This is a genomic window from Roseateles subflavus (assembly GCF_030285365.1).
In the GTDB taxonomy this organism is placed as follows: Bacteria; Pseudomonadota; Gammaproteobacteria; order Burkholderiales; family Burkholderiaceae_C; genus Roseateles_B; species Roseateles_B subflavus.
In genome coordinates, this window is record NZ_JASVDS010000006.1 from 147,796 (window position 1) to 168,650 (window position 20,855).

Here is a 20,855-nt window from a genome sequence, read left to right on the forward strand (position 1 = left end):
CCTCCCCCACCCAGCGCTGAAAGCCCCCTGTTTGGAGGGGCGCCCCCTGAGTTGGTGCGGTAGTTCACGATGCGATGTTCAAACCCTCTCGATGCAATCGATGAGCAGTTTGTAGAAATATCTGCGCAAAGGTCACGCAGAAGCCTAGCCGCGCTTCGTGAACGAATATTGACGCCCGGGACGAGCAAATGGCCCCACTGGGACACCTGGGCGTCAGCGGCTCCGAAGCGACCGGAATAGAGAACCGGCAAGCCACATGCCTGGGCAGACGCCGTTGATTTTCTCAGGCCCTGTGTGCTTACTTTGGCCCAAATTCGAAGCAAATTGAAACCAAAGGGCCGAGGACCATGACAGCAACGACCATCGTCTCCCCTGACGGCCACTTCTGGCAGCTCCGGATGAGAGTGCGCCGCACCAAGGCTGCTTGAGTGAGACTCGGGCCGAGCCATCGCCCTCACACGGCAGACGGGCAAAGAAAAAAGCCCTGGCTGCATGCAACCAGGGCTTTGAATTTGGCGGAGTGGACGGGGCTCGAACCCGCGACCCCCGGCGTGACAGGCCGGTATTCTAACCAACTGAACTACCACTCCTCATGCCCACCGCTTGGCGGCGAACACGGAACAAGTTTCAGAGCAGCGCTCTCAAGCCTTGTCAAACTTGGCGTCCCCTAGGGGATTCGAACCCCTGTTACAACCGTGAAAGGGTCGTGTCCTAGGCCTCTAGACGAAGGGGACTAAACCTTCTAATCCTGAACTGCGCGCCACCTGAACCTTGTCAAAGGTTTTTGGTGGAGGTAAGCGGGATCGAACCGCTGACCTCTTGCATGCCATGCAAGCGCTCTCCCAGCTGAGCTATACCCCCATTGAGCTTTACTCAATAACGGCGCGCCGTTCAAGCTATATTTATTATACACAGTATTTTCATACTGCATACAAATTGTTGGCGGAGTGGACGGGGCTCGAACCCGCGACCCCCGGCGTGACAGGCCGGTATTCTAACCAACTGAACTACCACTCCAGATACTGCAGCTATATTATAACCACATTATCTAACAAGTTTGCAATCTGTTTTTCAACAAACTGCCAAGCTTGTCAAACTTGGCGTCCCCTAGGGGATTCGAACCCCTGTTACAACCGTGAAAGGGTCGTGTCCTAGGCCTCTAGACGAAGGGGACTAAACCTTCTACCTTGAACTGCGCGCCACCCTATTCAAGAGAATTTGGTGGAGGTAAGCGGGATCGAACCGCTGACCTCTTGCATGCCATGCAAGCGCTCTCCCAGCTGAGCTATACCCCCATCGAATCTCTTCTTTGGGCAAACGCTGCTCAACACTTCCACCACCTCCTGGACCTGCCAGGGCAGCTGCTGCGTTGCGCTTTGTTTGTTGCGCTGTTCAAGCGAGAAAAAGATTATAGAACGCTTTTTAGAAGGAGCGCAAGCGTTTCACCACAATTTCTTTGTCGAAGAGCTCCAGCACCGCATCGACCGACGGCGTCTGCGCGCGGCCGCACACCAGCACGCGCACCGGGATGGCCAGCTGGGGCATCTTCAAGCCGTGGGCCGTGATCACTTCCTTGATGGCGGCCTGGATGGCGGCCTTGCTCCAGTCCAGCGTGCTGAACTTGTCAGCCAGGGCCTGCAGTGCGGGACGAACGGCCTCCGTCAGATGCTGGACCCGCTCCTCCTCGGAAGCCTGCACGTCGCTCACATACATGGCCAGCCAGTCCGTCAGCGCCACCGTCGTGCTGCAGCGGTCCTTGAACAGCGCGCACATCTGGGCCAGGCGGGAAGCCTCAGGTGCGACCAGCCCACGCCTGCTCATCTGCGCAGCCACCAGCGAGGCCAGACGGGCATCGTCCGCCTGCTTGATGTACTGGCCGTTCACCCACTCCAGCTTGGCAGCGTCCCACTGGGCCGGGCTCTTGGAGAGATGGCTGCCGTCGAACCAGGACACCAGTTGCTCGGAGGTGAAGAGCTCGTCATCACCATGGCTCCAGCCCAGACGAGCCAGGTAGTTCAGCATGGCCTCGGGCAGATAGCCGTTCTCTTCATAGGCGGTGACGCTGACAGCGCCGCGGCGCTTGGACAGCTTCTGCCCATCATCTCCCAGGATCACAGGGACGTGGCCGAACTGCGGCAGCGGTGCGCCCAGCGCCTGGAAGATGTTGATCTGCCAGGGCGTGTTGTTGATGTGCTCGTCGCCACGGAACACATGACTGATGCGCATGTCCCAGTCATCCACCACCACGGCGAAGTTGTAGGTGGGCACGCCGTCGGCGCGCATGATGATGAGGTCGTCGATTTCCTTGTTGGCGATGGTGATGGGGCCCTTCACCAGATCGTTCCAGGTCACCTCGCCATCGGTCGGGTTGGCAAAGCGGATCACGGGCTGGACGCCTGCCGGAATGGCCGGCAGCGTCTTGCCGGCAGCGGGGCGCCAGGTGCCGTCGTAGCGGCGCTTCTCGCCCCGGGCCTCCTGGCCCGCCTTCATGGCCTCCAGCTCCTCGGGCGTCGTGTAGCAGCGGTAGGCCTTGCCTTCGGCGATCAGCTGGTCGACGACCGCCTGGTAGCGGTCCAGACGCTGCATCTGGTAGATCGGGCCTTCGTCGTAGCCCAGGCCCAGCCAGTGCATGGAGGCCAGGATCTGGTCGACCGAGTCCTGCGTCGAGCGGGCGACGTCGGTGTCCTCGATGCGAAGCACGAACTCGCCGCCATGGTGGCGCGCAAAGGCCCACGAGAACAGGGCCGTGCGCGCGGTCCCCAGGTGCAGGAAGCCGGTGGGAGACGGCGCAATGCGGGTGCGCACGGGGGTGTTTGCAGTGGTGCTCATCAGTGATTCAAGGTGGAAAGTCCGCGCAGCAGGTCGTCGATGATGTCATCGACGTGTTCGAGGCCGACCGACAGCCGGATGAGCCCCTGGCCGATGCCGGCCGCCTGGCGTTGCGCTTCGCTGAGGCGGCCGTGGGAGGTGGTCGCCGGGTGGGTGATGATGGACTTGGTGTCGCCCAGGTTGGTGGCGATGCTCAGCACACGCGTGCTGTCGATCACATGGAAGGCCGCGGCACGCGCGGCCTCCGGCGTGTCGCCCTTGAGCTCGAAGGACAGCACCGCCCCGCCCTGTCCCGATTGCTGGCGCATGGCCAGTTCGTGCTGGGGATGCGAGGGCAGCGACGGGTAGTAGACCCGCGCCACTTCCGGCCGCGTCTCGAGCCAGCGCGCCACCGCGAGCGCCTGCTCGCTCTGCGCCTTCATGCGCAGGCTCAGCGTCTCGAGCCCCTTGAGCACGACCCAGGCGTTGAACGGCGCCAGGACCATGCCGGCGGTGCGCATCACGGGGCCGAAGACGTCCTTGATCAGGGCGCTCGGACCGCACAGCGCGCCTGCCATCACGCGGCCCTGCCCGTCCATGTACTTGGTGGCCGAGTGCATGATGACGTCCGCTCCCATCTTGGCGGGCTGCTGCAGCACCGGCGATGAGTAGGTGTTGTCGACCACCAGCAGCGCACCGGCGCCATGGGCAATGTCCGCCAGCGCCTGGATGTCGCAGACCTCGGTCAGCGGGTTCGTGGGCGTCTCGGCGAAGAAGAGCCGGGTCGTCGGGCGGATCGCGTCACGCCATTCCTGCAGGTCGGTCTGCGAGACGAAGCTCGTCTCCACGCCAAACTTGCCGAACTCCTTGGCGAAGAGGTTGATCGTCGAGCCGAACACCGAGCGCGAGCAGACCACGTGATCGCCCGCCTTCAGCAGGCCCATGCACAGCAGCAGGATGGCGCTCATGCCGCTTGACGTCGCGATGGCGGCTTCCGTGCCTTCCATGGCGGCCAGACGGGCCTCGAGGCTGCGCACGGTCGGATTGCTGGTGCGCGAGTAGGTGAAGTCCTCGGACTGCGCGAAGCGCTGGGCCGAGGTGGCCGCGTCCGGCTGCACGAAGGTGCTCGTCAGGAACAGCGCCTCGGAATTCTCGCCATGCTGGCTCGGCGGCAGCGCCGAGCGCACGGCCAGCGTCTCGGTCCGCAGGCCGTCGGGCAGCTGGGCGCGGTCGTTCGTGTTCTTCGGGCTCATTGGCCCTCGCCTCCGCTTTGCAGCGCCAGGCGTGTGCGGGCCGGACCCTCTTCCTCGTCACCCTGGCTCTTGCGCTGAGCCTGGATGGTGGCGAAGTCCTCGGCCGACACATCGCCCGTGATGTAGTGACCATCGAAGCACGAAGCCTCGAAGCCCTTCAGGCCGGGCTTCAAAGAGGCCACCACGCGCTTCATGGCATCCACGTCCTGGTAGATCAGGGCGTCGGCACCGATGTACTGGCGCACTTCCTCGATGCTGCGACCGTGAGCGATCAGCTCTTCCTTGGTCGGCATGTCAATGCCGTAGACATTGGGGAAGCGAACCGGCGGTGCGGCCGAGGCCAGGTAGACCTTGTTTGCCCCCGCCTCGCGCGCCATCTGGACGATTTCCTTGGAGGTGGTGCCGCGCACGATGGAGTCATCCACCAGCAGCACATTGCGCCCCTTGAACTCAAGGCCGATGGCGTTGAGCTTCTGGCGCACCGACTTCTTGCGCGCGCCCTGCCCCGGCATGATGAAGGTGCGCCCGACGTAGCGGTTCTTCACGAAGCCCTCGCGGTAGGGCTTGCCGATCTTGTGGGCCAACTGCATGGCCGACGGGCGGCTCGACTCGGGAATGGGAATGACGACGTCGATCTCGCTCGGCGGCATCGTGGAGATCAGGCGCTGGGCCAGCGTCTCGCCCATGTTCAGGCGGGCCTGGTAGACCGAGATGCCATCCATCACCGAGTCCGGGCGGGCCAGGTAGACGAACTCGAACACGCAGGGATTCAGCGAGGGATTCTCGGCACATTGCTCGGTGTGCACCTGGCCCTGCGTGTCGATGAAGACGGCCTCGCCGGGCGCGACGTCGCGGTCCAGCTTGACGCCCGTGCCCTCGAGGGCGACGCTCTCGCTCGCGACCATCACATCGCCGCTGGCGCTGTGGCCGAAGCACAGCGGGCGGATGCCGAAGGGGTCGCGGAAGGCCAGCAGACCGTGACCCGCGATCAGCGCGATCACGCCATAGGAGCCCTTGATGCGCTTGTGCACGGCGCGCACGGCCTTGAACACCGCCTGCGGCGTCAGCGGCAGTTCGCGGGCGACCTGCTCCAGCTCGTGGGCCAGCACATTGAGCAGCACTTCGGAGTCGCTCTCCGTGTTGATGTGGCGACGGTCGACGGCGAACAGCTCCTGCTTCAGCGCGTGGGCGTTGGTCAGGTTGCCGTTGTGCACCAGCACGATGCCGAAGGGTGCATTCACGTAGAAGGGCTGGGCCTCTTCCTCGTTGTAGGCGTTGCCGGCGGTCGGGTAGCGGACCTGACCCAGGCCCACGTTGCCCGGCAGCGCGCGCATGTTGCGGGTGCGGAAGACGTCACGCACCATGCCGCGGGCCTTGTGCATGAAGCACTTGTTGCCCTGCATGGTGACGATGCCGGCGGCATCCTGGCCGCGGTGCTGCAGCAGCAGCAGCGCGTCATAGATCAGCTGGTTGACCGGCGCCTGGGATATCACACCAACGATGCCACACATGTTCTCTTCCTCGACTTGTCGGCTCCCGGGGCCCGGGAGCACTCGCTACGATACACAGGGCCCGAACGCTTGTGGCGCTCAGGCCGGGATGAATTTGTTGACCGATTCCGGCAGCAGCGGCTGCAGCACCCGCAGCCCGCCCTGCAGCCACGGCGCCAGGGCCGAAGCCCGCCAGGGCTCCGACGTCACCAGCGGCGTCATGCCCACCAGCAGGGCCACCAGCAGCCCGATGAACAGGCCGCGCAGGGCGCCGAAGCCACCGCCACCCAGGCGGTCCAGCCAGGACAGCGGCGAGGCCTGGATCAGCGCACGCACCAGCCGCGCCACCAGGCTCCACACCACCAGGATCACGATGAAGGCCAGCACCAGGCCCGCGGCATGGCTCAGTTGCGGGCCCATGCGCTCCTCGGGCAGCCATCCCTGCACCACCGGCGCCAGCCAAGGCGACAGCACATAGGCGACGAGCCACCCGCCCAGCGCGAGCACTTCGTAGACGAGCCCCCGCCACAGGCCGACGGCCACCGACAGGCCCAGCACCACGAGGAATGACAGGTCGACCCACCCCATCGGATCAGAGCGTCAGCACCGTGCCGGCCAGGCCGCTGCCGCGCAGCTTGGCGGCCGCGCGGTCGGCCTCCTCGCGGCTGGCAAAGGGACCGACGCGCACACGGATGCGCTTGCCGTCCGGTGTCTCGACGGCCTGGGTGTAGGTCTTCAGGCCGAGCTTCTCGACCTTGCCGCGCATGTCCTGGGCGGAGCGAGCCTCGGCAAAGGCGCCCACCTGCACGATAAAGCGGGTGCCGGCAGCGTCCGGTGCCTTCTTCTCGGCCGCGGGCTTGGGCGGCTCACGCCCTTCCAGCAGCGCCATCGCGCGTGCGGCATCGGCCTCGCGGGCATGCTCGGCAGCCTGCCGGGCCTGGGCCTTGTCGGCAGGCCTGTCTGCCGGCTTCTCAGCGGGCTTCTCGGCAGGCTTGGTGGCTGTCTTGTCAGCGCCCTTCTCTGCCAACTTCTCCGCGGGCTTCTCGGCCACCTTGTGCGCTTCCGGCTTCGGCTCGGGCTTGCCCGCCGACTCCCTGTGGGTGTCCGGGCGGGATTCGGAATGGCTGTCAGGCTTCGGGGCCTCAAGCGCGCGAGCGGGCTCGGCGGCCGAGGCCCGGGGGGGCGTGGCCACCTCGTTCACGATGGCCGCGCCGGGCTGTTCCGCGGGCGCTGCTGCCTGCCGCTCGGCAGGGGACGGCGTGGCCGTCGCGGGCACATTCAGGGGCGGCAGGCCGTCCTTGCGGGGAATCTCGATGGGAAGGTCCACCGGCACGGGGCGCGGCTGCGTCTCGAAGACCAGCGGGAAGGTGACCACGCCCACCACGACCAGCACGGCCGCACCGATCAGGCGGCGCCGGGCCCGCAGCCGCAGCTGCTGAACGGAATCGAGCCCTTCAGCCACCGGCCTGGCTGCCGCCCTGTTGTCCTCGGCACGCTTGAAGAATGACAGCAAACCCATGTGTGATGCGGCACCTCGGAGCGCCGGAGATGGACAGCGGCACGGCCGCGAGAGAGGGGCGTTGGCGCCGGACTCAGCAGACCGTGCTCAGGGCTTGTCAGCCGCTGGGCCGGCCACCAGGCGGGGCACGCCGTCCTTCAGCACACCACCCACGGTGTAGAAGGAACCAAAGACCAGAATTCTATCAGCGGGGTCCGATGCCGCCGCCGCCGCCGCAAGGGCCGACCGCGGGTCGGCATGCACGGCCACGGACACGTCCTTGGGCGCCTTCAGCACCCCCTGCGACTGCAGCGCGGCGAAGCGCTCGGCCAGGGCCTCGCCCGTCGCCGCACGCGGCAGCGGGAGGTCACAGAAATGCCAGTGGTCCACCAGGGGCGCGATACGCACCAGGATCTCGGCAAGGTCCTTGTCCGCCATGGCACCGAACACCGCATGGGTGCGCGGGAAGAAGCCCATCTGGTCGAGGTTCTGGGCCAATGCGGCGATGGCATGCGGGTTGTGCGCCACATCCAGCACCAGGGCCGGCTGCCCCGGCACCACCTGGAAGCGCCCGGGCAGCTCGACCAGAGCCAGCCCCGTGCGCACCGCCTGAGCACTGATGGGCAGCTGCTCGAAGAGTGCCTCGAACACGGCCAGGACACCGGCTGCGTTGAGCAGCTGGTTCACGCCCCGCAGCGCCGGGAAGGCAAGGCCGCTGAACTTGCGGCTGCGCCCGGCCCACTGCCACTGCTGGCGATCACCGCCGTAGCTGAAGTCCTGGCCGAGCTGACGCAGGTCCGCGCCCACCGCGGCGGCATGGGCCGCCAGGCTCGCGGGCGGCATCGGATCGCTCACCACGACCGGCTTGCCCGGACGCATGATGTGCGCCTTTTCGCGGCCGACAGACTCGCGGTCCGGCCCGAGGTACTCGACATGGTCGAGGTCGATGCTGGTGATGACGGCACAGTCCGCATCGAGGGTATTGACCGCATCCAGTCGCCCGCCCAGGCCAACCTCGAGGATCACGAGGTCCAGCGACTCCGCCGCCAGACGGCTCAGGATGGCCAGCGTCGTGAACTCGAAGTAGGTCAGCGCGACGTCACCTCGGGCGGCCTCGACGGCCTCGAAGTGCGGCAGGAGGCTGCCGGCGTCCACGGGAGCGCCGCCCACGCGGCAACGTTCCTGGAAGTGCACCAGGTGCGGCTTGATATAGAGCCCGACACGGTAGCCGGCCTGCAGGGCGATGGACTCGAGCATGGCGCAGGTCGAGCCCTTGCCGTTGGTGCCCGCCACCATCACGACCGGCGCCTCGAAGCGCAGACCCAGGCGATCGCGCAGCGCATTGACCCGCGCCAGGGTCATGTCGATTTCCTTGGGATGCAGGCGCTCGCAGTGGGCCAGCCAGTCATCCAGGCGCTGCTGCGCGTCACTCGGTGCGGTCGTCATGGGCAAAAGGGGTTCGGAATGCAAACGGCCAGGCACGCTGCCTGGCCGCAAGGGAGTTGACGCTGCCGGCTCAGGCGACGGCGTCCGAGCTCTGGCGCTGGAGCATGGCCAGCTGGCGGGCGATGGTCTCGCGCAGCTGGCGGCGGTCCACGATCATGTCCACGGCGCCCTTTTCCATCAGGAACTCGGCGCGCTGGAAGCCCGGGGGCAGCTTCTCGCGCACGGTGTTCTCGATCACGCGGGGGCCGGCAAAGCCGATCAGGGCCTTGGGCTCGGCGATGACGATGTCGCCCACGAAGGCGAAGGACGCCGAAACCCCACCCATGGTCGGGTCGGTCAGCACGCTGATGTAGGGCAGCTTGGCCTTGGCCAGGCGGGTCAGCGCCGCGTTGGTCTTGGCCATCTGCATCAGCGAGAGCAGGCCTTCCTGCATGCGGGCACCGCCGGTGGCGGTGAAGCAGATGAAGGGCGTCTTCTGCTCCAGGGCCGTCTCGACGCCGCGCGCGAAGCGCTCGCCGACCACGGAGCCCATGGAGCCCCCCATGAAGTCGAACTCGAAGCAGGCCGCCACGACGGGCACGCTCATCACGGCCCCACCCATCACCACCAGGGCGTCGGTCTCGCCGGTGGTTTCCAGGGCTTCCTTGAGACGGTCCGGGTATTTCTTGCTGTCCTTGAACTTCAGGGCGTCGACCGGGAGGATCTCCTGACCAACCTCATAGCGCCCTTCCCCGTCCAGGAAGGCATTCAGGCGCGCGCGGGCGCCGATGCGGTGGTGGTGGCTGCACTTGGGGCAGACGTTGATGTTCTGCTCCAGGTCGGTCTTGTAGAGCACCGTCTCGCAGGACGGGCACTTGATCCACAGCCCTTCAGGCACGGTGCGACGCTCGGCGGCCTCGCTTTGCTGCATCTTGGGCGGCAGAAGTTTCTCAAGCCAACTCATGGGCAGACTCCTTCGTCTCAGGTCTCGTTGTCAGGTGCCGCGCCGCCTCGTGGGCAGCCCGGCACCGGGGTCATCAAGGGGCGTCAGCCGCGCGGCAAGGCGTCGAGCGCCTCGCGGATCTCGCGGATGAAGGCCGCCCCCGTGGAGGCCACATTATCGCGTGCTTCGACCTCCAGCAGCTGCACGAGGCGGGAACCGATCACCACGGCGTCGGAAACCCGGGCCACGGCCTGGGCGGTGGCCGCGTCGCGAATGCCGAATCCCACCCCCACCGGCACCGGGACCTGGGCCCGGATGCGAGGCACCATGCGGGCCACGGCGTCGGTGTCGAGGTGCCCGGCCCCCGTCACGCCCTTGAGCGAGACGTAGTAGACATAGCCGCTCGCCACCTTGCCGACGCTGGCCATGCGCTCGTCCGTGGACGTCGGGGCCAGCAGGAAGATGGGATCCAGCCCGGCGGACTTCATCAGCCCGGCGAAGGCCTCGCACTCCTCGGGCGGATAGTCGACGACCAGCACGCCGTCCACGCCGGCGGCCTTGGCATCGGCCACGAAGGCTGCCTGGCCGTAGCGCTCGACCGGGTTGGCATACCCCATCAGCACGACGGGCGTCTCGGCGTCCTGTTCGCGGAAGGCCCGCACATAGGCCAGCACCTGCTTCAGCCCGATGCCATGCGTCAAGGCACGCTCGGCGGCCTTCTGGATGACCGGACCGTCGGCCATGGGGTCGGAGAACGGCACGCCCAGCTCGATCACGTCCGCACCGGCGCCTGCCATGGCATGCATCAGCTCCACGGTGCAGTCCGGGTACGGGTCGCCGGCGGTGACATAGGGGATCAGGGCCTTGCGACCTTGCGCGGCGAGGCGGGCGAACGTGGCCTGGATGCGGCTCATTGCGCACCTCCCTTCGCGGTCGTGCTGACAACGACCGTGTCGGCGCCCTTCACCGACTGGCCGCGGCAGGACGGCCGGCAGTAGAAGTCCGCCTTGGACAGGTCGGCCACGGTGCCGATGTCCTTGTCGCCTCGGCCGGAGAGGTTGACGAGGATGTGCTGGTCGGGACGCATCGTCGGGGCCAGCTTCATGGCGTGGGCCACGGCATGGCTCGATTCCAGCGCCGGGATGATGCCCTCCGTGCGGCACAGCCGATGGAAGGCATCCAGGGCCTCCTGGTCGGTGATGCCGACATACTCCGCGCGACCGATGTCCTTGAGGTAGGCATGCTCCGGGCCGACGCCGGGGTAGTCCAGGCCGGCCGAGACGGAGTGTGTCTCGATGATCTGGCCGTTCTCGTCCTGCAGCAGGTAGGTGCGGTTGCCATGCAGCACGCCGGGGCTGCCCAGGCTCAGCGTGGCGGCGTGCTTGTGGCCGTCCAGGCCTTCGCCGGCAGCCTCGACGCCGATCAGGCGCACCTGCTCATGCGGGATGTAGGGGTAGAAGATGCCGATGGCATTGGAGCCCCCGCCCACGCAGGCGACGACGGCATCCGGCTGGCGGCCGATCATCGGCGGCATCTGCTCCAGGCATTCGTCGCCGATGATGCGCTGGAAGTCCCGCACCATCATGGGATAGGGATGCGGGCCGGCCACGGTGCCGATGATGTAGAACGTCGATTCGACGTGGGTCACCCAATCGCGCATGGCCTCGTTGAGCGCGTCCTTGAGGGTCTTGGAGCCCGAATCCACAGGGACCACCGTGGCGCCCAGCAGCTTCATGCGATAGACATTGGGCGACTGCCGCTTGACGTCCTCGCTGCCCATGTAGACCACGCACTCCATGCCGTAGCGGGCGCAGATGGTGGCCGTGGCCACGCCGTGCTGGCCGGCGCCGGTCTCGGCAATGATGCGCTTCTTGCCCATGCGACGGGCCAGCAGCGCCTGCCCGATGGTGTTGTTCACCTTGTGGGCGCCGGTGTGGTTGAGGTCCTCGCGCTTGAGGTAGACCTGTGCGCCGCCCAGCTCGCGGCTGAGGCGGTCCGCATGGTAGATCGGGCTCGGACGGCCGACGAAGTGCGCCAGCTCCTTCTTGAACTCGGCGATGAAGTCCGGATCCTGGCTGTAGTGGGCGTAGGCCTCGTTCAGCTCGTCCAGGGCATGGACCAGGGTCTCGGCCACGAAGCGGCCGCCATAGACCTGGCCGTTCACGGGCCCGAAGTGCCCGCGGGCATCCGGCATGTTGTAGCTTGACATGGTGATTCTCTCTTCAGAAGGCCGGGCCGCCCGTCACGGGGGCCTCAGCCGGCATCTTCCAGGCGAGCGTCCGCTTCCCGGACGGCCTCGCAGAACTGACGCATCAGCAGCGGGTTCTTGAGGCCCTTGGCCTCTTCCACCCCGGAGCTGACGTCAACGGCCCAGGGCCGGACGCGAAGAATCCCTTCGATCACATTTCCGGCATGCAACCCACCAGACAAAACGACTGGAGAGGGCACGTTTCGAGGAAGCAGTGACCAATCGAAGACCTTTCCACCACCACCATAGCCCTCGACGTGGGCGTCGACGAGCATGGCCTGGGCGCTTGAGAATTGTTGGGCGAAGTCTAGCAAATCAAAGCCGGGGCTCATGCGGGCTGCGCGAATGTAGGGGCGCGCATGCCGTTCGCATTGCGGCGGCGTCTCGTCGCCATGGAACTGCAGCAGCAGATTGGGCAGGGCCGCCAGCGCCTCGGCCAGCAGGGCATCGTCGGCATTGACGAAGAGGCCGACGGGCGTCACGAAGGGCGGCAGGCGCCGCGCCAGTTCGGCCGCGCGCAGCGGGCTGACGTAGCGCGGGCTCTTCTCGTAGAGGACGAAGCCGATGGCGTCCGCGCCAGCCTGCACGGCGAAGTCGACGTCCTGCTCGCGGGTCAGCCCGCAGATCTTGATGCGTGTTCGTGTCATGGCGGCGCTCCTTGGCTGCCGGGTGTCCGAGGGATCAGGGCAGCCAGTCCATGGCGGCCGTGCGCTCCGGCAGTCCCAGATGAGCATCGTAGTACGGCCCCAGGAAGTAGAGGCCTGCCGGCGAGAAGGTGGGCGCCGCCGCCTGTCGGCTGCGAGCGGCCAGCACCTCCGCCATCCACTCGGGCGGCTTCAGGCCGCTGCCGATGGTGATCAGGCAGCCCATGAGGTTGCGCACCATGTGATGCAGGAAGGCAGAGGCATCGAACTCGAAGCGCCAGTAGGCGCCGCGTCGATGGATGTCGATGGCGCGCAGCACCTTCACGGGCGAGTTCGCCTGGCATTCGGCCGAGCGGAAGGAGGAGAAGTCATGCTCGCCGAGCAGGTACTGGACGGCCGCCCGCATGGCCTCGCCATCCAGCGGGCGGAAGACCCAGCCACAGGCACCGCTCTCGATGGCGGGACGCACGGCGGACTCCAGCAGCAGATAGGCGTAGCGCCGGCCCCTGGCCTGGTTGCGCGCATGGAAGTCCGCCCCCGGGAAGGCACACCATTGGATGGCGATGTCCGGCGGCAGGTAGCGGTTGGTGCCACGCACCCAGGAGAACGGCTCGCGCACGGCGTCGGTGTCGAAGTGCACGACCTGGTTGAGGCCGTGCACGCCCGTGTCGGTGCGGCCGGCGCAGATCGTGCGCAGCGGCGCGTCGGCAAACTGCGAGAGCGCCTTCTCCAGCGCGTCCTGCACCGTGCGGCCATTGGGCTGGGACTGCCAGCCGAGATAGCCCTCCCCCCGGTAACTGACCCCGAGGGCCACGCGCTGCGTCATCGATCCATCCTCATCCGGTTTCATGCGTCGGCCCAAGCCCCCACAGGCCCTGCCCTCGCGGGCAAGAAAAAAGGCGCCCGACTCGCGGACGCCTTCTGATTGTCGCGGACATGGCGCCGCGCTGGCGACTGGCCGCCGGTCAGCGCAATTCGTCCAGCATCGACTGGGCCTTGACGCGCAGATTGCCTTCCGCCTTCAGGACCAGCTCCTGCAGCACGTCGCGGGCACCCTCGACGTCACCGATCTGGCGGAACTCCTCAGCCAGCTCCAGCTGGCGCTGCAGCGGGTCGCCTTCGTCGTCGGCCAGGGCATCGATGGCATCGGCCAGCTGGTCCGCGGCGCTGCGCACCGGGGTGTCGGCCCCGCGCTGGTCAGCGACGGTCGACACGGCGGCCGGCTCGTCCGTGGCGGGCAGATCCAGGTCGATGGACGAGAGGTCGAAGTCCAGGCTCTGCGCGTCAGGCGGCAGCGGTGCAGCAGCGGTCGCGGCATCGAAGTCACCCAGCTCGTTCAGGTCGAACTCGAGGTCCGTCGCGGCAGCCTTGGCGGATTCCGGCAGCTTGACGCCGCCCAGGTCCACGTCCATGCGCAGCGGGGCCTGAGCCGCCGCGGCGGGCATGGCCTGCGTGGCCTGCATGGAGCTGCTCGAGCCGCCCAGGTCCAGGTCCAGATCCAGGTCGAGGCTGCTGGCAGGGCCAGGATCCGTGGCGGCCAGCGGCGTGCCCATCATGCCGGCCGAGGCCGGCAGCGTGGTCGCGTTCATGGGCTCGGGACGCTGCTCGGCATCGCCGGCGGCCAGGGCTGCGGGCATGCCGCCGGGCTGGTAGAGCGGATGGTCGGGATCGATCTGGCGACCGAGCTCCTGCACCTTCGGCCAGTCCTCGCCCTGCCCTTGCGTCTCGGCATAGAGCTGCGCGGCCAGTTGCTCGTAGGCCTTGGTGTCACGGCGCTTGGCGTAGACCTCCAGCAGCTTCAGGCGGATGGCCAGACGCTCCGGATTGGCACGCAGCGCCTCCTTGAGGATTTCCTCGGCCTGCAGGTCCCGGCCGTAGGCCAGGTACACGTCGGCTTCGGCCACCGGATCGACATCGCCGATGGCGTCAAGCTGGCTCAGCGAGTAGCTCATGGAGCTCTGGCTGGAATTGCCCGACTCGCGGGTGTCGATGCGCTGGCCGCCGCTGGCGCCGAAGAACGAATCCGGCTGCAGACGGCTTTCGGTGAAGGCGGTCTCGGCCTTGAACTCAGGGCGGCGGTTGCGCAGGCGCATCAGGCCGAAACCACCCAGCGCCACCACGACGATGCCGGCCAGGATGGGCAGGATCGGGCCGTCGGTCAGCGAATCCAGGAAGCTCGGCTCGGGCGTCGGGGCCGGCATGGGGGCGGGCTTCGGACGCGATGCGGCCGGCTTCGGCGCACTGGCAGCCGACGCCGCCTCGGACGCCGGCGCAGGCACGGACGCCGCCGGGCTGGGCATGCTGGCCGGCGTGGGCATCACGGCCGGCAGTGCCACGGCGGGAGCCGGTGCAGGAGCCGGAGCCGGGGCGGGAGCCGGCACAGGAGCGGCGGCAGGCGCGGTCGCGGCCGGCTTGGTCTGGGTGGAGAGCTTCTTCAGCTCTTCCACGTTGCGGGTCAGCTCCGCCACGCGGGCCGCGGAGTCCTTCTTCTCGGTGTCCTTGGACGCCTTGACCTCGGCACTGGCGGCGGCGCTGGGCTTGCTGAGGGTCAGCTTGTCCGGCGCGGCGGCAGCGGCCGGCTTCTTGTCGGCCACTTCGGCCTGGACACGGCCCTTGGCCGACTTGTCGCTCTCTTCCTGACGGATGAGCGGCGCGCCCGTGGCCAGGCGTTGACGGTAGCTGTTGAAGTCCGCACTCTGGGCCTGGATGACCTGGCGGGCCTCGGCGGCGCTGAGCTCGCCGAGCTTGTCGCTGCCCGGCACCTTCAGCACCACGCCGGCCTTCAGCCGGTTCATGTTGTTGTCGACGAAGGCGTCCGGATTGGCGCGATACAGGCCGACCAGCATCTGGTCGAGCGAGATGCCATCCACCTGGGTCTTGTTGGCGATGCGGGACAGGGTGTCGCCCGGCTTGACGGCGTAGTCGCTCGCAGCCGTCGGAGACACCGGTGCCGGCGCGGGGGCGGGCTTGGGCTCTGCCGCAGCCCGGGGGGCCGGTGCCGGGGCCGGCGTCGGCGCAGCCGGACGCTGGGCCGCGGGGCGCTGGGCCGGCAGGGCCTTGGCATCCGTCGGCGCTGCGGCAATGACCGGCGCCGTCGTGACCTCGCTGGGTGCCGTGGGGCGGTTCAGCGCGGGGGGATCGAACAGCAGCGTGTACTCGCGGGTCAGGCGGCCGGACGACCAGTTCAGCTCCAGGATCAGGTCGACAAACGGTTCCTGCACGGCGCGATCACTGGTGATGCGCAGATAGGGGCGCCCGTCGGCCCGGCGCAGCAGCTGGACCTGGGTGGACGTCAGCACCGAATTGAACTCGACGCCGCTGGCGCGGTAGACATCCGGATTGGCGATGCGGACCTTCAGCGAGCCGGCCTCTTCGGCCGAAAGGCTGCTCACATCGATCTCGGCCTTGAGCGTCTCGCCCAATGCAGACTGGACCTTTGAGCTACCCAGCCCGAGGCCCCAGGCCTGCAAACTGGCCAGAGACAACGCGGCCACCGCAACGCGGGTCAAGGCAAAGCGCCCGAAAGCGCGAGAGTACTTGTTCAAGGCGTCCCCCAAAGCAACAAAGCGGGCACCCCAGGGTGTCCGCCCGTTTCGACGATGTTTGTTATGTGGTTCACAGCCCTCGGGATGCTGTCGTACACGGCTTCAGCGCTGCAGAAATCACAACAGCGTCAAGCATATACGCCTGACAACTCATGCAAAGGCTGAATTTCACCCTTGACAAGCGTCTGGTTCACCAGCCGTTACCAGCTGTCGCATGTGGACAACGGGTAACGGCAGTCATGCAGGGATTTTACTGAGCCAGGAGGATGCGGAGCATCCGGCGCAGCGGTTCGGCGGCGCCCCACAGCAGCTGGTCGCCGATGGTGAAGGCGCCGAGGTACTCGGGGCCCATGGCCATCTTGCGCAGGCGGCCGACGGGGATCGTCAGCGTGCCGGTGACGGCCACCGGCGTGAGGTCCTGAATGGTGGCTTCGCGCGTGTTGGGGACAACCTTCACCCATTCGTTGTCGGCGGCGATCATGGCCTCGATGTCCGCCAGGGGCACGTCCTTCTTGAGCTTGAAGGTCAGGGCCTGGCTGTGGCAGCGCATGGCGCCCACGCGCACGCAGAAGCCATCCACCGGCACGGCCGGGGCGCTGAAGCCCTCGCCCTGGCCCAGGATCTTGTTCGTCTCGGCCATGCCCTTCCACTCTTCGCGGGAGGTGCCGTTGCCCAGGTCCTTGTCGATCCAGGGGATCAGCGAGCCGCCCAGCGGCACGCCGAAGTTGGCGGTCTCGCCGGCCGAGAGGCCGCGCTGCTTGGCGATGATCTTGCGGTCGATCTCGAGGATGGCGCTCTTCGGGTCGGCCAGCAGCTCACGGACCTCGGCATTCAGCGTGCCGAACTGCGTCAGCAGCTCACGCATGTGCTGGGCGCCGCCGCCGGACGCGGCCTGGTAGGTCTGCGTGCTCATCCATTCGACGAGGCCCGCCTTGTACAGCGCGCCCACGCCCATCAGCATGCACGAGACGGTGCAGTTGCCGCCCACCCAGTTGCGGCCACCCTTGGCCAGGGCGTCCTTGATCACCGGCATGTTGACCGGGTCCAGGATGATGACGGCGTCGTCCTTCATGCGCAGCGTGGAGGCGGCGTCGATCCAGTGGCCGTTCCAGCCCGCGGCACGCAGCTTGGGGAAGACCTCGGAGGTGTAGTCGCCGCCCTGCGCGGTGATGATGATCTCGCAGCGCTTGAGCTGCTCGATGTCGAAGGCATCCTGCAGCTTGGTTTCGTTCTTGGCCTGCGCCGGGGCGGCGCCGCCTGCATTGGAGGTGCTGAAGAACAGCGGTTCGATCAGGTCGAAATCGCGCTCGGCCGTCATGCGGTCCATGAGCACCGAACCGACCATGCCACGCCAGCCCACCAAACCTACGAGAGTCGTCATCTTGCTTCCTTTGTCATCTCACACCACAAACCCGTCGCTTCCTTCTCCGGCTCGTTCGCCGGGTTTGTGGAGGCGAGACGAACCGGAGCTGGATCAGCCCTTGATGGTTTTGGTCATGGTGGCGCCGGTGAGGGCCGCGACCACCGCGTCACCCATCTCGCGGGTGCTCACCTTGCGCGTGCCTTCCGAATAGATGTCGGCGGTGCGCAGGCCCTGCGACAGCACGGACTGGACGGCGGCCTCGATACGGGCGGCGGCTTCCGGCTGGTTGAGGGAGAACTTGAGCATCATGGCAGCGGAGAGGATGGTGGCCAGAGGATTGGCAATCCCCTTGCCGGCGATGTCGGGCGCGCTGCCGTGGCTGGGCTCGTACAGGCCCTGATTGGCCGCATTCAGCGAGGCCGAGGGCAGCATGCCGATGGAACCCGTGAGCATCGCCGCCTCGTCGGACAGGATATCACCGAACATATTGCCGGTTACGACCACATCGAACTTCTTGGGCGCTTTCACGAGCTGCATCGCGGCGTTGTCCACGTACATGTGCTCCAGCTCGACGTCGGGGTACTGGGCATGCACTTCGGTGACGACGTCCTTCCAGAACTGGAAGGTCTCCAGCACGTTGGCCTTGTCGACGCTCGTGACCTTCCTGTTGCGCTTGCGGGCGGCCTGGAAGGCCACATGGGCGATGCGCTCGATCTCCGGGCGCGAGTAGCGCATGGTGTCGAAGGCCTCTTCGCTGCCGGGGAAGTGGCCGTCCACCGCCGTGCGGCGGCCGCGGGGCTGGCCGAAGTAGATGTCGCCGGTCAGCTCGCGGATGATGAGGATGTCCAGGCCGGCCACCAGCTCGGGCTTGAGGCTGGAGGCATGCGTCAGCTCGGGGTAGCAGATGGCCGGGCGGAAGTTGGCGAACAGGCCGAGCTCCTTGCGCAGACCGAGGATGGCCTGCTCCGGACGCAGGCGGCGCTCCAGGGTGTCGTACTTCCAGTCGCCCACGGCGCCGAACAGGACGGCATCGGCCGCCTTGGCCAGGGCCAGCGTGCTGTCGGGCAGCGGATGGCCGGCGGCCTCGTAGGCGGCGCCGCCCACGGGCGCGGTCTCCATCTCGAAGGGGAGGTCCAGGACCTTCAGCACCTTGACGGCTTCAGCGACGATCTCGGTGCCGATGCCATCGCCGGGCAGGATTGCGATCTTCATGGTGGGTGAGTCTCGAAAATGAATGTCAATCGTCAGACAGCCAGTGGCTCAGGCGGTGCTCGCTGGCCTTGAACACCACATAGGCCGCCATGGCCAGGAATCCGTTGACCAGCAGCTCCAGCAGCTGGCGCAGGCCGCCCTCCATGACAGCGTCCCAGCCGTGCTGCAGCAGGAAACGCCCGTTGGCGGAGAGCAGGTGAAAGAGGTTGAGCGTGCCGACGCCGAAGGCGAAGAAGCTCAGCACCATCACGAGGAAGGCCAGCCAGGGCCTGGCCAGCACCACGCGGCGGAACCAGGCTCTCGGGGCCATCACGGCAGCGCCCTCGCCCGCCTCAGATCCGCCGGCCCAGCCAGGGCTTGACCAGCAGGCGCTCCGCCTCGAAGGCCTTGATCTTCTCGGCGTGACGCAGGGTCAGGCCGATGTCGTCGAAGCCGTTGAGCAGGCAGTACTTGCGGAAGGGCTGGACCTCAAAGGGCAGCTCGGCGCCATCCGGCTTGATCACGACCTGGCGTTCGAGGTCCACCGTCAGCTGGTAGCCGGGGAAGGCGTGGACCTCGTCGAACAGGCGAGCCACCTGGCTCTCCGGCAGCACGATGGGCAGCACGCCGTTCTTGAAGCAGTTGTTGAAGAAGATGTCGGCGAAGCTCGGCGCGATCAGCGCGCGGAAGCCGTACTGCTCCAGGGCCCACGGCGCATGCTCACGGCTCGAGCCGCAGCCGAAGTTGCTGCGGGCGATCAGCACGGAGGCGCCGGCATAGCGCGCCTGGTTCAGCACGAAGTCCGGATTGGGCTTGCGCGAGGCCGGGTCCTGGCCAGGCTCGCCCTTGTCCAGGTAGCGCCACTCGTCGAACAGGTTCGGGCCGAAGCCGGTGCGCTTGATGGACTTCAGGAACTGCTTGGGGATGATGGCGTCGGTGTCGACGTTGTCGCGGTCCATGGGCGCCACGAGGCCCTTGTGGATGGTGAACTTTTCCATGACGGGGTCCTCAGGCGATCTTGCGCACGTCGACGAAATGGCCCTGCATCGCGGCCGCGGCCGCCATCGCCGGGCTCACCAGATGCGTGCGGCCGCCGGCGCCCTGCCGGCCCTCGAAGTTGCGGTTGCTGGTGGAGGCGCAGCGCTCGCCCGGCTCCAGGCGGTCGGCATTCATGGCCAGACACATCGAGCAGCCCGGCTCGCGCCACTCGAAGCCGGCGGCGGTGAAGATGCGGTCCAGCCCCTCGGCCTCGGCCTGCGCCTTCACCAGGCCCGAACCCGGCACCACGAGGGCCAGGCGCACGTTGCTGGCAATGCGACCACCGAGGCGCTTCACCACGGCGGCGGCTTCGCGCATGTCCTCGATGCGGCTGTTGGTGCAGGAGCCGATGAAGACCTTGTCGATGCGGATGTCGCTGATGGCCTTGTTGGGCTCCAGCGCCATGTAGGTCAGCGCGCGCTCGATGGCGCCGCGCTTGACGGCGTCCTTTTCCTTGTCGGGGTCCGGCACGCGGTCCTCGATGGACAGCACCATCTCGGGCGAGGTGCCCCAGGTGACCTGCGGGCGGATCTGCGTGGCGTCCAGCTCGACGACGGCATCGAAGTGCGCGCCGGCATCCGAGTGCAGCGTGCGCCAGTAGCGCACGGCCTGCTCCCATTCGACGCCCTGCGGCGAGAAGGGGCGGCCCTGGACGTAGTGGATGGTGATGTCATCCACGGCGACCAGGCCGGCGCGGGCGCCCGCCTCGATGGCCATGTTGCAGACCGTCATGCGGCCTTCCATGCTCAGCGCGCGGATCGCCGAGCCGGCGAACTCGATGGTGTAGCCCGTGCCGCCGGCCGTGCCGATGCGGCCGATGATGGCCAGCACGATGTCCTTGGCGCCGACGCCAGGCAAGACCTGACCCTCGACCTTCACCAGCATGTTCTTCGCCTTCTTGGCGAGCAGCGTCTGCGTGGCGAGCACGTGCTCGACCTCGGAGGTGCCGATGCCATGGGCCAGGGCGCCGAAGGCGCCGTGCGTGGAGGTGTGGCTGTCACCGCAGACCACGGTCATGCCGGGCAGCGTGGCGCCCTGCTCCGGGCCGATCACATGCACGATGCCCTGGCGGCGGTCGCTCATCTTGAACTGCGTGATGCCATGGCGGTCGCAGTTGGCATCCAGCGTGTCGACCTGCAGCCGCGAGATGGGGTCGGCGATGCCGGCGCTGCGGTCCGTCGTGGGCACGTTGTGGTCGCTCACCGCCAGATTGGCCGACAGACGCCAGACCTTGCGGCCGGCCATGTCCAGCCCCTCGAAGGCCTGCGGACTGGTCACCTCGTGGACGAGATGGCGGTCGATGTAGAGCACGGCGGTGCCGTCTTCCTCGGTGTGCACGACGTGCTCGTCCCAGAGCTTGTCGTAGAGGGTGCGTGCGCTCATGGCGGAGTTCCTGTCAGTGGTGCGGG

Annotated in this window: 17 protein-coding genes and 6 tRNA genes; all 23 read right to left on the reverse strand. The window is 67.2% G+C overall.

What is annotated here, in order from left to right; translation table 11 throughout:
• Nucleotides 1-513 precede the first annotated feature (513 nt).
• The 23 genes from QRD43_RS19055 to leuC all read right to left on the reverse strand — a co-directional run bounded on the left by QRD43_RS19055 (nt 514) and on the right by leuC (nt 20,829).
• Nucleotides 514-590, reverse strand: a tRNA-Asp gene (locus tag QRD43_RS19055).
• Between the two features lie 68 nt (nt 591-658).
• Nucleotides 659-734, reverse strand: a tRNA-Glu gene (locus QRD43_RS19060).
• Between the two features lie 51 nt (nt 735-785).
• Nucleotides 786-861, reverse strand: a tRNA-Ala gene (locus tag QRD43_RS19065).
• 79 nt (nt 862-940) lie between these two features.
• Nucleotides 941-1,017: transfer RNA gene (locus QRD43_RS19070), tRNA-Asp, on the reverse strand.
• A gap of 81 nt (nt 1,018-1,098) precedes the next feature.
• Nucleotides 1,099-1,174, reverse strand: a tRNA-Glu gene (locus tag QRD43_RS19075).
• Between the two features lie 45 nt (nt 1,175-1,219).
• Nucleotides 1,220-1,295: transfer RNA gene (locus QRD43_RS19080), tRNA-Ala, on the reverse strand.
• Nucleotides 1,296-1,422: 127 nt separating this feature from the next.
• Complete coding sequence (gene gltX, locus QRD43_RS19085) at nt 1,423-2,829, reverse strand: glutamate--tRNA ligase (protein WP_285984087.1); 1,407 nt, start codon at nt 2,827-2,829, stop codon at nt 1,423-1,425.
• The gene (locus QRD43_RS19090; RefSeq protein ID WP_285984088.1) at nt 2,829-4,061 is read right to left on the reverse strand and encodes an O-succinylhomoserine sulfhydrylase; all 1,233 of its coding nucleotides are present in this window, start codon (nt 4,059-4,061) and stop codon (nt 2,829-2,831) included. The genes gltX and QRD43_RS19090 overlap by 1 nt, the downstream gene beginning before the upstream one ends.
• Nucleotides 4,058-5,572: an amidophosphoribosyltransferase gene (gene purF / locus QRD43_RS19095; RefSeq protein WP_285984089.1), complete on the reverse strand. Its 1,515-nt coding sequence runs from the start codon at nt 5,570-5,572 to the stop codon at nt 4,058-4,060. The genes QRD43_RS19090 and purF overlap by 4 nt, the downstream gene beginning before the upstream one ends.
• 78 nt (nt 5,573-5,650) lie before the next feature.
• A complete protein-coding gene (locus QRD43_RS19100; protein ID WP_285984090.1) occupies nt 5,651-6,139 on the reverse strand; it encodes a CvpA family protein in 489 nt (162 codons plus the stop codon).
• A gap of 4 nt (nt 6,140-6,143) precedes the next feature.
• Nucleotides 6,144-7,070: an SPOR domain-containing protein gene (locus tag QRD43_RS19105; protein WP_285984091.1), complete on the reverse strand. Its 927-nt coding sequence runs from the start codon at nt 7,068-7,070 to the stop codon at nt 6,144-6,146.
• Nucleotides 7,071-7,157: 87 nt separating this feature from the next.
• Nucleotides 7,158-8,495: a bifunctional tetrahydrofolate synthase/dihydrofolate synthase gene (gene folC, locus QRD43_RS19110; RefSeq protein WP_285984092.1), complete on the reverse strand. Its 1,338-nt coding sequence runs from the start codon at nt 8,493-8,495 to the stop codon at nt 7,158-7,160.
• 70 nt (nt 8,496-8,565) lie between these two features.
• Entirely contained in the window at nt 8,566-9,438 is an 873-nt protein-coding gene (accD, locus tag QRD43_RS19115; protein WP_285984093.1) for an acetyl-CoA carboxylase, carboxyltransferase subunit beta, read from the reverse strand.
• 83 nt (nt 9,439-9,521) lie between these two features.
• Entirely contained in the window at nt 9,522-10,331 is an 810-nt protein-coding gene (trpA, locus tag QRD43_RS19120; RefSeq protein WP_285984094.1) for a tryptophan synthase subunit alpha, read from the reverse strand.
• Complete coding sequence (trpB, locus tag QRD43_RS19125) at nt 10,328-11,626, reverse strand: tryptophan synthase subunit beta (RefSeq protein ID WP_285984095.1); 1,299 nt, start codon at nt 11,624-11,626, stop codon at nt 10,328-10,330. Before trpB ends, trpA begins: the two co-directional genes overlap by 4 nt.
• Nucleotides 11,627-11,670: 44 nt before the next feature.
• Nucleotides 11,671-12,399: a phosphoribosylanthranilate isomerase gene (locus tag QRD43_RS19130; RefSeq protein WP_285984096.1), complete on the reverse strand. Its 729-nt coding sequence runs from the start codon at nt 12,397-12,399 to the stop codon at nt 11,671-11,673.
• Complete coding sequence (gene truA / locus QRD43_RS19135) at nt 12,347-13,135, reverse strand: tRNA pseudouridine(38-40) synthase TruA (RefSeq protein ID WP_285984097.1); 789 nt, start codon at nt 13,133-13,135, stop codon at nt 12,347-12,349. The genes QRD43_RS19130 and truA overlap by 53 nt, the downstream gene beginning before the upstream one ends.
• Before the next feature lie 139 nt (nt 13,136-13,274).
• The gene (locus QRD43_RS19140; protein WP_285984098.1) at nt 13,275-15,818 is read right to left on the reverse strand and encodes a FimV/HubP family polar landmark protein; all 2,544 of its coding nucleotides are present in this window, start codon (nt 15,816-15,818) and stop codon (nt 13,275-13,277) included.
• 286 nt (nt 15,819-16,104) lie between these two features.
• Nucleotides 16,105-17,235, reverse strand: a complete 1,131-nt coding sequence (gene asd / locus QRD43_RS19145) for an aspartate-semialdehyde dehydrogenase (RefSeq protein ID WP_285984099.1) — start codon at nt 17,233-17,235, stop codon at nt 16,105-16,107.
• Nucleotides 17,236-17,328: 93 nt separating this feature from the next.
• A complete protein-coding gene (gene leuB, locus QRD43_RS19150; protein ID WP_285984100.1) occupies nt 17,329-18,429 on the reverse strand; it encodes a 3-isopropylmalate dehydrogenase in 1,101 nt (366 codons plus the stop codon).
• A gap of 25 nt (nt 18,430-18,454) precedes the next feature.
• Complete coding sequence (locus QRD43_RS19155; RefSeq protein ID WP_285984101.1) at nt 18,455-18,739, reverse strand: hypothetical protein; 285 nt, start codon at nt 18,737-18,739, stop codon at nt 18,455-18,457.
• Between the two features lie 22 nt (nt 18,740-18,761).
• Nucleotides 18,762-19,406, reverse strand: a complete 645-nt coding sequence (gene leuD, locus QRD43_RS19160) for a 3-isopropylmalate dehydratase small subunit (protein WP_285984102.1) — start codon at nt 19,404-19,406, stop codon at nt 18,762-18,764.
• Between the two features lie 10 nt (nt 19,407-19,416).
• Nucleotides 19,417-20,829: a 3-isopropylmalate dehydratase large subunit gene (leuC, locus tag QRD43_RS19165; RefSeq protein ID WP_285984103.1), complete on the reverse strand. Its 1,413-nt coding sequence runs from the start codon at nt 20,827-20,829 to the stop codon at nt 19,417-19,419.
• Nucleotides 20,830-20,855: the final 26 nt, after the last annotated feature.